11 protein-coding genes are annotated in these 13,111 nt (G+C 73.5%); 2 read left to right on the top strand and 9 right to left on the bottom strand.

The window, feature by feature from the left end; genetic code table 11:
* Positions 1–219 precede the first annotated feature (219 nt).
* The 6 genes from G3T38_RS19075 to G3T38_RS19050 all read right to left on the bottom strand — a co-directional run bounded on the left by G3T38_RS19075 (position 220) and on the right by G3T38_RS19050 (position 7,690).
* Positions 220–1,647 carry an HNH endonuclease signature motif containing protein gene (locus G3T38_RS19075; RefSeq protein ID WP_163774157.1) on the bottom strand — a complete coding sequence of 476 codons (1,428 nt, stop codon included), beginning with the start codon at positions 1,645–1,647 and terminating at the stop codon, positions 220–222.
* A 177-nt stretch (positions 1,648–1,824) separates the two neighbouring features.
* Positions 1,825–2,328 carry a GNAT family N-acetyltransferase gene (locus tag G3T38_RS19070; RefSeq protein ID WP_163774156.1) on the bottom strand — a complete coding sequence of 168 codons (504 nt, stop codon included), beginning with the start codon at positions 2,326–2,328 and terminating at the stop codon, positions 1,825–1,827.
* The gene (locus G3T38_RS19065; protein ID WP_163774155.1) at positions 2,325–3,935 is read right to left on the bottom strand and encodes a TerD family protein; all 1,611 of its coding nucleotides are present in this window, start codon (positions 3,933–3,935) and stop codon (positions 2,325–2,327) included. The genes G3T38_RS19070 and G3T38_RS19065 overlap by 4 nt, the downstream gene beginning before the upstream one ends.
* A 13-nt stretch (positions 3,936–3,948) precedes the next feature.
* On the bottom strand, positions 3,949–5,319 hold the full coding sequence (locus tag G3T38_RS19060; protein ID WP_163774154.1) for a TerD family protein: 1,371 nt from the start codon (positions 5,317–5,319) through the stop codon (positions 3,949–3,951).
* 26 nt (positions 5,320–5,345) lie between these two features.
* Positions 5,346–6,383: a GNAT family N-acetyltransferase gene (locus tag G3T38_RS19055; protein ID WP_163774153.1), complete on the bottom strand. Its 1,038-nt coding sequence runs from the start codon at positions 6,381–6,383 to the stop codon at positions 5,346–5,348.
* Between the two features lie 98 nt (positions 6,384–6,481).
* The gene (locus G3T38_RS19050; RefSeq protein WP_163774152.1) at positions 6,482–7,690 is read right to left on the bottom strand and encodes an RDD family protein; all 1,209 of its coding nucleotides are present in this window, start codon (positions 7,688–7,690) and stop codon (positions 6,482–6,484) included.
* 133 nt (positions 7,691–7,823) lie between these two features.
* Here G3T38_RS19050 and G3T38_RS19045 point away from each other — a divergent pair, with 133 nt between their 5' ends.
* Entirely contained in the window at positions 7,824–8,822 is a 999-nt protein-coding gene (locus tag G3T38_RS19045; protein WP_163774151.1) for a YihY/virulence factor BrkB family protein, read from the top strand.
* A 61-nt stretch (positions 8,823–8,883) separates the two neighbouring features.
* On the opposite strand, the gene glmM is transcribed toward G3T38_RS19045, so the two are convergent.
* The 3 genes from glmM to rplM all read right to left on the bottom strand — a co-directional run bounded on the left by glmM (position 8,884) and on the right by rplM (position 11,361).
* The gene (gene glmM, locus G3T38_RS19040; RefSeq protein WP_163774150.1) at positions 8,884–10,239 is read right to left on the bottom strand and encodes a phosphoglucosamine mutase; all 1,356 of its coding nucleotides are present in this window, start codon (positions 10,237–10,239) and stop codon (positions 8,884–8,886) included.
* Between the two features lie 121 nt (positions 10,240–10,360).
* Positions 10,361–10,915: a 30S ribosomal protein S9 gene (gene rpsI / locus G3T38_RS19035; protein ID WP_174268201.1), complete on the bottom strand. Its 555-nt coding sequence runs from the start codon at positions 10,913–10,915 to the stop codon at positions 10,361–10,363.
* Positions 10,912–11,361, bottom strand: a complete 450-nt coding sequence (gene rplM / locus G3T38_RS19030; protein ID WP_163774148.1) for a 50S ribosomal protein L13 — start codon at positions 11,359–11,361, stop codon at positions 10,912–10,914. The genes rpsI and rplM overlap by 4 nt, the downstream gene beginning before the upstream one ends.
* Before the next feature lie 363 nt (positions 11,362–11,724).
* Between rplM and G3T38_RS19025 the strand changes: the two genes are divergently transcribed.
* Positions 11,725–13,032, top strand: a complete 1,308-nt coding sequence (locus tag G3T38_RS19025) for a citrate synthase (RefSeq protein ID WP_338037765.1) — start codon at positions 11,725–11,727, stop codon at positions 13,030–13,032.
* The last annotated feature ends 79 nt before the right edge of the window (positions 13,033–13,111 follow it).

Genomic DNA, 13,111 nt, shown 5'->3' with positions numbered 1-13,111 from the left:
GCGTGGGACACGAAGGCCTCCTGGTGTGTGAAGCGGTTCCTTAGACAGCTCCACTTCACATCCGGAGGCCTTCACCTTTCAGACAGGCTCACCGACGCTGGTCGGTACAACCTCCCTGGACATCACACCTAGTCGGCGTGTGGCTTCTTCGCTTGCCGGCATGCTTCGCCGCCCGGCCACGGGGTGTGGACGGGCGGCTCGGCGGGCAGCGGGCGGGCGCTAGGTCGCTTCTGGTGGCCAGGGTCGGGTGCCGTCGCGGTCGACGAGGTAGCGCAGGCCGAGCGGGCTGGTCCAGATGACGGCGTTCGGCGGCTCTCCGGCGTTGGGATCGGTGGGCCGGTAGGTCCACCGGTTGCCTGTTCTCAGTTCGCGGTGGGTCTTCATGCGGTGGTGGCGTCGGCAGAGCGGGAACAGGTTGCGGGTCGAGGTCTGACCGAGCGGTCCGTGCTGCTCATAGGCGTCGCAGTGGTCGAGGTCGGCAGTGCGTGAGGAGCGGGTGCAGTAGGGGAAGACGCACCTGGGCCAGCGGGCCCGGACGTGGTCGGCGATCCGGTCGGGCGGGGCGTAACCGTTCACGGCGTCTTCGGTGGTGAGGTCGATGATCGGCTTGACGGTCACGGTGGTGTCCGGTGCGGCGCACCAGGACTGGACCTGCTCGACCGTCACGGCCCCACGGGGTGCGCCGGGGGTGTCGAGCCTCGCGAGGTCGATGCCCGTCATCCCGGTGCAGGCATCGATCCGGGGGCCGATCCCGTTCAGGGTGCCGGTGATCGCGGCCTGGTCGAGGTGGACGAACAGCACGACCTCGCGCCGCGCTCGCGTTGGCGGCTGCTCGACGTCGTACTCCAACGTCGCGACACCGTCGCAGCGCCGTGCGATCTCACCGAGGGCCATCGAGCGTCGGATGTCGAGGTTCGGGTCGCAGCCGAGCTCGCCCAACTGGCGGGCGACGTGCGCCACGGTCCGTTCCAGGTCGAGCGCATCCGCCAGATCCAGGCTGCCGTGGACGTTCACCGTGCCGCGCAGCGTCCCGGTCAACGGGTCCGCATAGGCCGTGTCGCCGAGGTCGATCGACAGGTACCGATCCCCGTCAGCCGCATGCCGTTCGGCTTCGGTGGTCTCGGGGTCGAACCTGGCCGCGGCCTCGGCCACCAACCGGTCGACCTCGGCACCGGTGGCCTTGCCCGCGACGTACGCGACGTGCCGGTCGACGAACCCGGCCGCCTCGAAGGTCAGCGTCCGGGTGGCTTGGGCGATCCGCCGGCCCCGCCACACGTCGACCTCGCCCGCCGCGACCCGGGCATGCACGCACGGGAGCCGGTACCGCAGCTCGACCGCGTCCCCGACCAGGCGACGGGCAGCGTCGAACGAGCAACCCCGGGCGGCCGCGACCTCGCTGATGCAGAACTCCGCCACCACCGGCGCCCCCGGCCCACCCAGCTCGAGGAACTGATCACCCGACAGAGCCTCGGAGTCCCACTCGCCCAGCGTCGTGATCGGATCGCCGACGACCTCGGAGGACGTGTGTGCCGCCGCCCAGTCACCCACCGCGACGAACGCAGCCGCCTCCGCGACACGAGCCTCGTGCGTGCGCTCGCGGACCGCGTCGATCAACGCGGTCGCTGTGGTGTGGGTCCCCCGATCCATGCCCCCGACCCTAGTCGAACAGACATACGATCACCACCTCTGGATGGTGATCTGTGGATGACCGACTCCGCGGCCAGCGGCGAGTTGTCACGTACGCAGCGACGCCTCCCCGACTCGCACCACGGCGTACCTGACAACTCGACGCTCCTGCCGCGGCGTACGACCAAGCTCGACGCGTCAGATCCCCGGGGGGCGCCGCATCCGCACCTCGACCATCGCGGGCGTCGCGGGATCGACCTCCTCGAGCCCGTCGCGCACGAAGCCGTTGCGGCGGTAGAACGCGACCGCACGAGGGTTGTCCCGCACCACCCGCAGCACGGCCGGCTCGGCCCCCAGCGCCTCGTCGAGGAGGCGCTGCCCCACACCGGTGCCGTGGTGGGCGGCGCGCACGTAGAGCGCGTAGAGCTGACGCGACCGCCCGCCGTCCGGGAGCGCCTCGAGCGGAGGCCCGGCCCAGGAGAAGCCGACGAGGCCGCTGCTCCCCTCGGCCACCCGCACGACCACGTCGTCGCGAGGTCGGCCGAGCACCTGCACCCACATCCGGCGTCGCCCCTCGACGTACGCCGCGGACAGGAAGCCGGGCGGCAACAGGTGCCCGTAGGTCTCGCGCCACGTGGCGACGTGCAGGTCGGCCAGGGCCTCGGCGTCGTCGGGCCCGGGCTCGCGGATCGACGCGGTCATCCCCGCGGCACGATCCCGTCGCGCCAGCCGTCGAGCGGAGCGTGGGCGCCGAGCAGGCGGGTGAGGGCGAGCGGGTCGGGCGGACCCGTGTCGGGCAGGAACGTCCAGGACACCCCGGCGAACGTGTCGGCGAGGTGGCCCCCGACGCCGCTCGGCAGGCGCAGCGAGGCGTCCCAGGCGCGGGCGAGCAGACGTCGCTCGGCGTCGCTGCCGACCCGGGGCACCTCGCCGGGCCCGGTGAGCACGAGCTGCACGCCGTACCCCGGCCCCGCCACCAGCGTGTCGAGCAGGGGTACCGCCTCGCTCTCCCACAAGGTCGGCACGTCGAGCAGCAGCACTACGACGGGGCGGGCGAGCTCGGGGTCCAGGGCGTCGAGCATGCGCTCCCGGTCGGCGACGGCGACGAGCTCCGCCCGCTGCACCAGGTCCGCCAGCAGACGCGTCAGCCCGGACGCGCCGATGACCGCCGGGCCGCCCACCCCCGGCGGCAGCCCGACGTCGCCCCGCGTGCCGCCCAGGTCGACCACGACGAGCCGGGGGCGGTGCGGGAGGAGGGACAGGACCGCGCGCAGGGCGAGGGTGCGGGCGACGGCGGTCGCGGCCGCGTCGCCGCCCTCGTCGGTCGTCACGAGGAGCGGACGCCCCGGGACCCCGCAGATCATCGGCAGCCGGAAGTCGGCACCCGGGACGTCGAGAAGGTGCGGCAGCGTGATGTCGCCGGCGCGCACGGCGGGCGGCGGGGCCGGTGGCGTCGGCGCCGTCGGGGCCGCGGGGGCGACGTCCCAGCGCGCGATGGCCGGCGGCAGCGCTCGCTCGATGTCCGCGACCTCGCGCCGCAGCGCCGCGAGGTCGCGCAGGTGCGCCTCCCGGGCCCGCCGCACCAGGTCGTCGCGGCGCACCTGCGCCCGCGACCGCGCGGCCTCGCCCGCCGCCGACGCCCGGAGCGCCGGGTCGGCGACCAGCGCGTCGAGGTCCCGCTCCAGCTGGCCGTCGGCGAACGCGACGCTCGACTCGTACGACGCGGCACTGCGCGCGGCGTCCTGGAGCACCATCCCGACGAGCTGCACGGCGCGCTCCGGATCGACCTCCCCGGGCGACGACGCCGCCGGAACGGGTGCCGCCGGAACGGGTGCCGCCGGAACGGGTGCCACCGGAGCAGACCCCACCGGAGCAGACCCCACCAGCACCCCGGTCGGCACGCCGTGGTGCCGCTCGACATCGGCCGCACCCGCGGCGTACGTGCGGGCGACCGCACGCACCTTCCACGCCCCCGCACGCCGGTAGACCTCGACGAGCGCGACGACCCGCGGACGGGACGCCGCCGGATCGGGACGCACGTCCACGCCGAGCACCGGCGCGCCGGCCCCGTCGAGGAGGTCGAGCCGAGCCGGGCCGGGGTCGAGGCCGACGACGAGCAGCCGGTCGCACTCGGCCGGCACGTCCGCGAGGCCGAGGTGCACCTCGCCCGCCGCGTGCACGACGTGGGCGGGGTCCACGACCCGTCCGTCGGCACCCAGCGGCAGCACCGCGAGCGCCACCCCCGGTGCCACGACGCGGCAGGCGGGGTGGGGCCAGGGCACGTTCTGCCCGGCGACCAACGTCGTCATCGCCGGGCCCGCCTCACAGGAACTTCGCGAGCTGCGGCACGGCCTCGCCCGGCACCTTCGCGTTGAGGCCGTCACCGATGGCCTGCAGCTTCCAGTCGCCGCCCTCGCGGTAGACCTTCGCCATCACCATGCCGGTGACCGGCAGGCCGCCGGTCAGCGTGTAGCGCGCCAGCTCGCCGTCGGTGTGGTCGATGAGGCGGCAGAACGCGTTCTGCACCTGCTGGAACGTCTGCCCGCCGTAGCTCGTCACGATGAACACCAGCGCGTCCACGTGCACCGGCACGCGCGTGAGGTCGACGACGATCGTCTCGTCGTCGCCGTCACCCTCGCCCGTCCGGTTGTCGCCGAGGTGGCGCACGGAGCCGTCGCGCGTCGTGAGGTTGTTGTAGAACGCCAGGTCGACGGGCTGACCGCTCGCGAAGAGCACCACCGAGGCGTCGAGGTCGATCTCCACCTCGCGCGATCCGAACAGACCGCCCTTGCGGACCGGGTCCCACCCGAGACCCATGCGCACCTGCGTCAGCTTCTGGCCGCCGTCCTTCGTGAGACGCACGCGCTGGCCCTTCTGGAGCGACACCGAGGCACCCTTGCGGAGGCTGACCTCGCCGCCGCCCGCCTGCGGCGCCTGCTGCGGGGCCTGCTGCGGGGACTGCTGCGGGGACGGGGCTGCGGCCGGCGGGTACGACGGCGCGCTCGGCGGGTAGCTCGGCGCAGCCGGCGGCTGCTGGGGCGCGGGCGGGTAGCTGGGCGCGCTCGGCGGGTACGACGGCGCGCTCGGCGGGTAGCTCGGCGCAGCCGGGGGCTGCTGGGGCGCGGGCGGGTAGCTCGGCGTCGCCGGAGCCGCCGGAGCCGCCGGAGCCGGGGGTGCCGCCGGGGTCGCAGGCTCGTCGTCGACGCTGACGCCGTGGTCGCGGATCAGGTCGGCGAGGCCGCCGTCGTACCCCCGGCCCACGGCCCGCACCTTCCACTCCCCGTTGCGCCGGTAGAGCTCCACCATCACGACGATCGTCTCGCGGTCGAGCCCCGTCATCGGGAACTCGGCGACCGGCTGGCCGCCGCTGGCGATGCGGGCGACGGGCTGGCCCACCTGGCCGAAGACCCGGCCGCCGTCGTCGAGGGAGGTCACGAGGCGCACGGCGTGCACGTCCGACGGCACCGCGGTGAGGTCGACGTCGACGCGCCAGCCCTGGCCGCCCGAGGCGGGCACGCACGTCACGCCCGGGCCGCTGGGCTGGTTGTAGAAGATGAAGTCGGCGTCGCTGCGCACCTTCCCCGCCTCCGTCACCAGCAGTGCGGAGAGGTCGGCGGACGCCGCCACGTCGACGGTGACGGACAGGTTCGTCGCGGACAGCGGCGCGTTGGCGCCCTTCGCCAAGGTGATCACGAGACGTGAATCTAGCCGACCCGGCCTCACCCGAGACGGAGCTGCACCGACCGGGTCCGCTCGACGACGCGGAAGCCCAGGTCGACGTTGACGGCGAGCATGTGCGCGTTGCTCTCCGCGTTCCACGTCACGACCTGCCGTGCCTCGGGGAAGCGCTCCTGGGCGAGCCGGTGGTTGGCCACCTTGAGCGCCAGGCCCAGCCGGTGGCCCCGGTGGTCGCGGCGCACGATGGTGCTCCACTGGTTGAGCCGCTCGGGCTCGTGGTCGTTCGCCCACAGCTCCGTCAGTGCGACCACGTCGCCGTCGGGCGCCACCGCGGCGGTCGACACGTTGCGCCGACCCTGCGCGGCGGCCTCACGCTCCTTGTGCCGCCAGACGTCGACGTCCGCGTGCAGCGGCTCGATGTCGAGGTCGCCCGACGGGGCCTCGACGTCGACGATGGCGTCGAGCTCGACGTACGACGCCACGAGGTCGTCGGGGACCGGGCCCTGCCGGGACCGCAGGGTGTACGCCGCGTGGTGCGGCGCCGCCGCAGCCGCCAGTGCGTCGAGGGTGGCGGCGGGCACGGGGAGGTCCAGCCGGCTCTGCAGCTCGACGAGCGCGACCTCGTACCCCAGCGCCGCCGAGAACCCCGGGCCGCCGAGGTCCTCGCCGTGCTCCCCCGGGCCCTCGTGGACCGCCGCCTGGAGGACGGAGCGACCGGCCGCGACCGCGTCGGCCACCAGGGCGGCGTGGACGGCGCGGCCGATCCCGCGGCGGCGCCCCTCGACGGGCACCCAGACGTCGGGGCTCGCCGTCGTGAGGTTGTCGAGCTGCGGCAGCGAGAGCATGCCGCCGCCCACGACCTCGCCGTCGGCGCGTGCCACGTAGGCGTGCCGCACCAGGTCGGGACGGTCCGAGGTCACGCCCGCGCGCAGGTGGGCGAAGGACCAGGTGTTGGCCCGACCGGCGCGCCCGTAGCGGCACGCCGCCTCGTAGACGCCGTGCCACGCACGGGCGGCCTCGTCGAAGCCGGTGGACGCAGGGTCGAGCCGCTCGACCCGGACCGTGCTCGTGGCGCTCATGGTCCGGGACCCTAGGACGCACGCGGGGCCGGGGGCGAGCGGTTATCCCGCTCGCCCCGGGCCCCGGTCGAGCTCGTCCGGGCCAGGTCGGTGGCCGGTCAGATCTCCTCGACGACGACGTGGCGGTCGCCCATGAGCACCTTGTCGCCCACCCGCAGGGGCGTCACCGCACCGGGCTGCACGAGGAACTCCGAGCCGTCCCGCGAGACGGCCACCCCGTTGGTGGAGTTGAGGTCCTCGACCGTGATGTCCTCGCCGGAGCGGACGAACGCGGCGTGCGACTTCGAGAGGCTCCGGCCCGGGTCGGCCAGCACGTGGCAGAGGCCGCCGGCGGCGTCGACCGGCGACCGGCCGACCACGACGCGCTCACCGCGCGGCAGCACGGTGCCGTCGTCCATGACGAGACGCACGATCTTCGCCCGCTGGCCGGGCGCGGACGGGCCGGACGCGGCACCAGCGGCAGCGGCGGGCGCGGCCCACCCGCCGGTCGACGACGGGGAGCTCGGCGCGTCCGTCGGGATGGGCTGCGTCGAGGCGCTCGGCGTCGCCCCCGCCGGCGGGGCGTAGGGGTCGGCCGGGGCGTCCTGCTGCCCGTACGGCGCATAGCCGCCCGCGTCGCCACCCGAGGCCTGCTCGTAGCCGCCCGAGGCCGGCGCCGCGTCGTACCCGGTGGAACCGGTCTCGTAGCCCGTCGACTGCTGGCTCCACGGCGACTGCTCGTAGCCGCCCTGGTCGTAGCCGCCCTGCTCGTAGCCGCCCTGGTCGTACCCGCCCTGCTGCTCGTAGCCGCCCTGGTCGTAGCCGGACTCCGCCGCGTAGGAACCGCCGCCGGCCGAGGCGCCCGCGAGCGAGGCGGTGCGCACGACGACGCTGCCGACCGACTTGTCGTGCCACGACTGCTTGCGGCTGTCGCCGTTGGCGATGACCGCGTTGACGATCTGCAGGATCGCGCAGGCCCCGAGCGCGCCGCGCACGAGCGTGCGCAGGAACGCCTTCCCGAAGCCGATGGGCTGCAGGGTGTCGGCCCCCACGGTGCTCAGGCCGAGCATCTTCTTGCCGATCGAGGCACCCTTGGTGCCCTCGAGCCAGATGTTGGCGACCAGCACGCCGAAGAGCACCACGAGGCCGATGCTCGTGAAGATCGCGGCCTGGTCGGGTGCGACGGCGATGCCGATGCCGGCCAGGATGCCGTAGGGCACGCCCGCCACCAGGCCGTCGACCAGGAAGGCCCCGAACCGCACGCCGATGCCGGCGTACTCGGGAGCCCCCCCGCCCTGTGCCGGTGCGCCGTAGCTCGGGTAGCTCATCGTTTCCTCCTCGTGGGCACGGTCGCCGCCCCCTCCCGGCGACGGCCCGGCGAGGCGTACCCACCCCGACCGGCCCCCAATCCCCCGATCCGCAACGGTCTGGACCGGGAGCCGACGCGTACTCTCCCTCGCCATGACCACGGCGCGCACCGTCCCCGTCACCACCGAGCTGGACGGTGACGAGCTCGACGCCGACGACGCCTTCCACCTGCTGCGACGGGTCGGGCCCCGCCGTGTGCTGGCCGAGGCCTTCGTGCGCTTCCGGTACGGCGACGGGTTCAGCAGCTCGCGCGCCCTGGCGCTGCAGGCGACCCTGGCCGTGGTGCCCTTCCTCCTGGCGCTGACCGGGCTCGCGGCCGACCTCGACGCCGAGCGGCCGTCCCGGGTCATCGCCGCCACCGTGGACGCGGTCAGCCCGGGCGCGGGCCAGGACGACGCCCTCGTCGACGCCCTCGCCGGCGCCGACGAGGAGGGGGACGACAGCGCCGAGCTCGCCGGTGAGATCGCCCTCGGGGGCGGCCTGCTGTTCTCCCTGCTCTCCATGACGGTGGCGATGGCGCAGGTGGAGCGCGGTACGAACCGGATCTACGGCATCCGGCGCGACCGCCCCGCGCCGGCGAAGTACGGACGCGCGGCCGTCCTCACCGCCGTGCTCGCCGCCCCCGTCGGGCTCGGCTTCCTGCTGCTCGTGGCCGGGCGCGAGTTCGCCCGGGCCATGGAGACGGAGTACGGCTGGTCGGACGCGGCCGTGCTCGCCTGGTCCGTCGGCCGCTGGCCGGCCGGCATCCTGCTCCTCGTCGTCACCATCGCGCTGCTCCTGGAGAAGTCACCGCGCCGCCGCCAGCCGGCGCTCTCCTGGGTGGCGTTCGGGTCGGCCGTCACCGTGGTGCTCGTGCTCGTCGCGACGGCCGGGCTCGCGGCGTACGTCGGCCTCTCGGGGTCGTTCAGCACGGTCTACGGCCCGCTGGCCGGCATCATCGCGCTGCTCCTGTGGGCGGTGATGTCGTCGGTCGCGTTCTTCTACGGCGCCGCGGTCTGCGCCCAGCTCGAGGCGATCCGCGCGGGCGACGAGGAGCCCGCCGAGCCCGACCCGGGGCGCCCCCACGCGCGGACCGTCGGCGAGCACCCCTGAGTCGTGGCCCCACCGGGCCGTTTTCCGTGGCGCTGGGGCCACGACCCCGGTACGGCGCGCGTCAGGCCAGGGTCAGGCGGTCGCGCACGACCGCGGCGAGCCGGTCGGCGACCTCCTGGGCCTCGACGTCCGTGGTCGCCTCGACCATGACCCGCACGACGGGCTCGGTGCCCGAGGGCCGCAGCAGGATGCGGCCGGAGTCCCCGAGCCGGTCCTGCTCGGCCGCGACCGCGGCCTGGAGCTCCGCGTCGTCGGTGCGGGCCTTGTCGACGCCGCGGACGTTGACGAGCACCTGCGGCATCCGCGTCATGACACCGGCGAGGTCGGCCAGCGACGACCCGGTGACGGCCATCCGCTGGGCGAGGTGGAGCGCGGTGAGGAGGCCGTCTCCCGTCGTGGCGTGGCGACGCATGACGACGTGGCCCGACTGCTCGCCCCCGAGCACGCGTCCGGCGGCGTTCATCTCCTCGAGCACGTAGCGGTCACCCACCTGCGTGGCCGTGACCGCGATGCCGTGCTCCGCCAGCGCGCGGGTGAACCCGAGGTTGCTCATGACGGTCGCCACGACGGTGTCGCCGGCGAGCTCGCCGGCCTCGTGCATCGCGAGGGCCAGTACGGCGAGGATCTGGTCCCCGTCGACGTCCTCGCCCCGCGCGTCGACCGCCAGGCAGCGGTCGGCGTCGCCGTCGAGGGCGAAGCCCGCGTCGGCCCCGTGCGCGAGGACCGCGGCCCGCAGCGGTCCCAGGTGGGTGGAGCCGCAGCCGTCGTTGATGTTGAGGCCGTCGGGCGAGGCGTGGATGGCGACGACCTCGGCCCCGGCGGCGCGCAGGGCGGCCGGCCCGACCTCGCTGGCCGCACCCTCGGCGCAGTCGAGCACGAGCGTCAGCCCGGCGAGGGGGGCGGTGAGGGTCGAGGCGAGGTGCGCGACGTACTGCTCGTGGCCACCGACGTGGGTGCTCACGCGCCCGACGCCGGCCCCTGTGGGCCGCTGCCACGGCTCGCGCAGGCGGGCCTCGATCGCACGCTCGATGGCGTCGTCCAGCTTGACGCCCCCGCGCGCGAGGAACTTGATGCCGTTGTCGGGCATGGGGTTGTGCGAGGCCGAGAGCATGACGCCGAGGTCGGCGTCGAGCACGTCGGTGAGGTAGGCGACCCCCGGGGTCGGCAGCACCCCGAGGAGCAGCACGTCGACACCGGCCGACGCGAGGCCCGCGACCACGGCGGCCTCGAGGAACTGGCCGGAGATGCGGGTGTCGCGGCCGACGACGGCCAGCGGACGGGAGCCGTCCGCGTGGGTGAGCGCGCCGGCCTCCGCCAGCACGTGCGCCGCGGCGACGGAGAGGTCGAGGGCCAGCTCGGCGGTGAGGACGTCGTTCGCGAGTCCGCGGACGCCGTCCGTCCCGAAGAGGCGCGTCATGAAGGAGCTCCGTTCCCCGCCCTGCCCGGACGGACCGCGCGGCGACCCCGGCAGGGCGGGAAACAGCACGCCCGGGTGTCGTCGAGGACGACACCCGGGCGGCCGACGCGCGGCGGGACGATCAGCGCTTGCTGAACTGCGGCGCCTTGCGGGCCTTCTTGAGACCGGCCTTCTTGCGCTCGATGACGCGGGCGTCGCGACGGAGCAGCCCGGCCTTCTTGAGCGACGGGCGGTTGGCCTCGACGTCGACGTCGTTGAGCGCACGGGCCACGCCGAGGCGCAGGGCGCCGGCCTGACCGGTGATGCCACCGCCGTGGATGCGGGCGATGACGTCGAAGCGGCCCTCGAGTTGGGTCGTCGCGAAGGGCTCGTTGACGACCTGCTGGTGCAGCTTGTTCGGGAAGTACGAGTCGAGGGTGCGGCCGTTGATGGTCCACACGCCGGTGCCCGGCACGATGCGGACACGGGCCACGGCCTCCTTGCGACGGCCGGTGGCCGCAGCGGGGGCGATGGTGGCGATGCGCTCAGGAGCGTCGGCGCTCGGGGCGCTCTCGCTGCTGTAGGCGACGCCCTGCTCGTTGACCTCGTAGGTCTCCTCGACCTCGGTCTCGGGAGTGCTCACGGTGTTCCTCACTGATCCTGGAGTCTGGGGGTGCGCGGTGGCGGTGGGGGTCAGCGACCCTGCGAGATCTGCGTGATCTCGTAGGGCTTCGCCTGCTGGGCGCTGTGCGGGTGCTCGGGGCCGGAGTAGACCTTGAGCTTCTTCAGCTGCTGCCGGCCGAGACGGTTCTTCGGCAGCATGCCCCACACGGCCTTCTCGATCGCCTTGCGCGCATCCTTCTCCAGGAGCTCACCGATCGGGGTCGCGGTGAGACCACCGGGGTAGCCCGAGTGGCGGTAGGCGAGCTTGGTCGTCTTCTTGGTGCCGGACAGCGCGACCTTCTCCGCGTTGACGACGATGACGAAGTCACCGGTGTCGGCGTTGGGGGCGAACTGCGGCTTGTGCTTGCCGCGCAGCAGGTTCGCGACCTGGACCGCGAGGCGGCCCAGGACGATGTCCTGTGCGTCGATGACGAGCCACTCGCGCTGGATGTCAGCGGGCTTCGGGGCGTACGTACGCAACGTCGTGCCTTCTTCTCGTTCGTGGACCCGCCCGGGAAGCCCCCGGCCGGGTGGTGGTTCCGCGACCTCTGACGAACACTGCCCGGCTCAACTCCCCCTCGTCGGGGGCGACCGTCCGGATCTGCACCGCGACCGTCCGGAGGGCTCCGGGAGTCACGACGCGGCAGGGGGCGCGACCGGCAACACTACGAGGCGGGGGACGCGCGGGTCAAAACGGGCGCGCGGAGGCGCGTCGCGACGTACCCGCGGGTAACCAGCCCGAAGGGGATGGCGCCTGGCCGGAGGGCTAGGTTAGGCGACGATCCCATCCGGCAGGCGCACCGGTTGCGCGCTGCCGCCCGAACGCACCGACGAGGAGTCGACGTGACCGACGCAGGAACTCCGGGCGCCTCCCTGACCATCCGCGACAACCGCACCGGTCAGGAGTACGACGTTCCGATCGTCGACGGCACCATCCGCGCCGCCGACCTGGGCAAGATCAAGTCCGACGACGAGCAGCCCGGTCTGGCGGTCTACGACCCCGGCTTCACCAACACGGCGTCGTGCCGCAGCTCCGTCACCTACATCGACGGCGACAAGGGCATCCTGGAGTACCGGGGCTACCCCATCGAGCAGCTCGCGGAGCACTCGAACTTCCTCGAGGTGGCGTACCTGCTCATCCACGGCGAGCTCCCCACCAAGGAGCAGTACGAGGCGTGGGAGCACGAGATCACGTTCCACACGTTCGTGCACGAGAACGTCAAGTCGCTGATGCAGGGCTTCCGCTACGACGCGCACCCGATGGGGATGCTCATGGCGTCGGTGGGGGCCCTGTCGACGTTCTACCCCGCGGCGGGCAACATCCACGACGCCGACAACCGCCACATGCAGATCGTGCGGATGATCGCGAAGATGCCGACGCTGGGCGCCTGGTCGTTCCGGCACGCGCAGGGCAAGCCGTACGTCTACCCGGACAACGACCTGTCCTACACGGCCAACTTCCTCTCGATGCTCTTCAAGATGAGCGAGTCGAAGTACCAGCCCGACGAGCGCCTCGTGAAGGCCCTCGACGTGCTCTTCATCCTCCACGCCGACCACGAGCAGAACTGCTCGGCCAACGCGGTGCGCTCCGTCGGCAGCTCCCAGGTCGACCCGTACTCCTCCGTGGCCGCCGGCATCGGCGCCCTCTTCGGCCCGCTCCACGGCGGCGCCAACGAGGCCGTGCTCCGGATGCTGCGCCGCATCGGCAGCAAGGAGAACATCCCCGCCTTCATCGAGGGCGTGAAGAACGGCGACGAGCGCCTCATGGGCTTCGGCCACCGGGTCTACAAGAACTACGACCCGCGCGCCCGCATCATCAAGAAGGCCGCCGACGACGTCTTCGAGGTCACCGGGGTCAACCCGCTGCTGGAGATCGCGCAGGAGCTGGAGAAGATCGCGCTCGAGGACGAGTACTTCGTCAAGCGCAAGCTCTACCCCAACGTGGACTTCTACTCGGGCCTCATCTACGAGGCGCTGGAGTTCCCGCCGGAGATGTTCACCGTGCTCTTCGCCATCGGCCGCACGCCGGGCTGGCTCGCGCAGTGGAACGAGCTGGTGCAGGACAAGGAGCAGAAGATCGCCCGCCCGAAGCAGATCTACACGGGCGACCGCGGGCTCACCTTCACGCCCGCCGCGGAGCGCTGGGCCTGACGCACGCCCGCTGCCCCGCCCGCACGCGTCCCCGACGTCCTCCACGGACGTCGGGGACGCGTGCATTTCCGGCCCTCCT

Origin of the sequence: Nocardioides zeae (assembly GCF_010686755.1) — a bacterium.
Classification (GTDB): domain Bacteria; phylum Actinomycetota; class Actinomycetes; order Propionibacteriales; family Nocardioidaceae; genus Nocardioides; species Nocardioides zeae.
Note: the sequence above shows the minus strand (reverse complement) of the source record. Positions and strands in the feature narration are given on the sequence as shown.

Bases quoted from the DNA above. Each gene is read 5' to 3' on its own strand.
- G3T38_RS19075 (WP_163774157.1), bottom strand. From the start codon at position 1,647: ATGGATCGGGGGACCCACACCACAGCGACCGCGTTGATCGACGCGGTC.
- G3T38_RS19070 (WP_163774156.1), bottom strand. From the start codon at position 2,328: ATGACCGCGTCGATCCGCGAGCCCGGGCCCGACGACGCCGAGGCCCTG.
- G3T38_RS19065 (WP_163774155.1), bottom strand. From the start codon at position 3,935: ATGACGACGTTGGTCGCCGGGCAGAACGTGCCCTGGCCCCACCCCGCC.
- G3T38_RS19055 (WP_163774153.1), bottom strand. From the start codon at position 6,383: ATGAGCGCCACGAGCACGGTCCGGGTCGAGCGGCTCGACCCTGCGTCC.
- G3T38_RS19050 (WP_163774152.1), bottom strand. From the start codon at position 7,690: ATGAGCTACCCGAGCTACGGCGCACCGGCACAGGGCGGGGGGGCTCCC.
- G3T38_RS19045 (WP_163774151.1), top strand. From the start codon at position 7,824: ATGACCACGGCGCGCACCGTCCCCGTCACCACCGAGCTGGACGGTGAC.
- glmM (WP_163774150.1), bottom strand. From the start codon at position 10,239: ATGACGCGCCTCTTCGGGACGGACGGCGTCCGCGGACTCGCGAACGAC.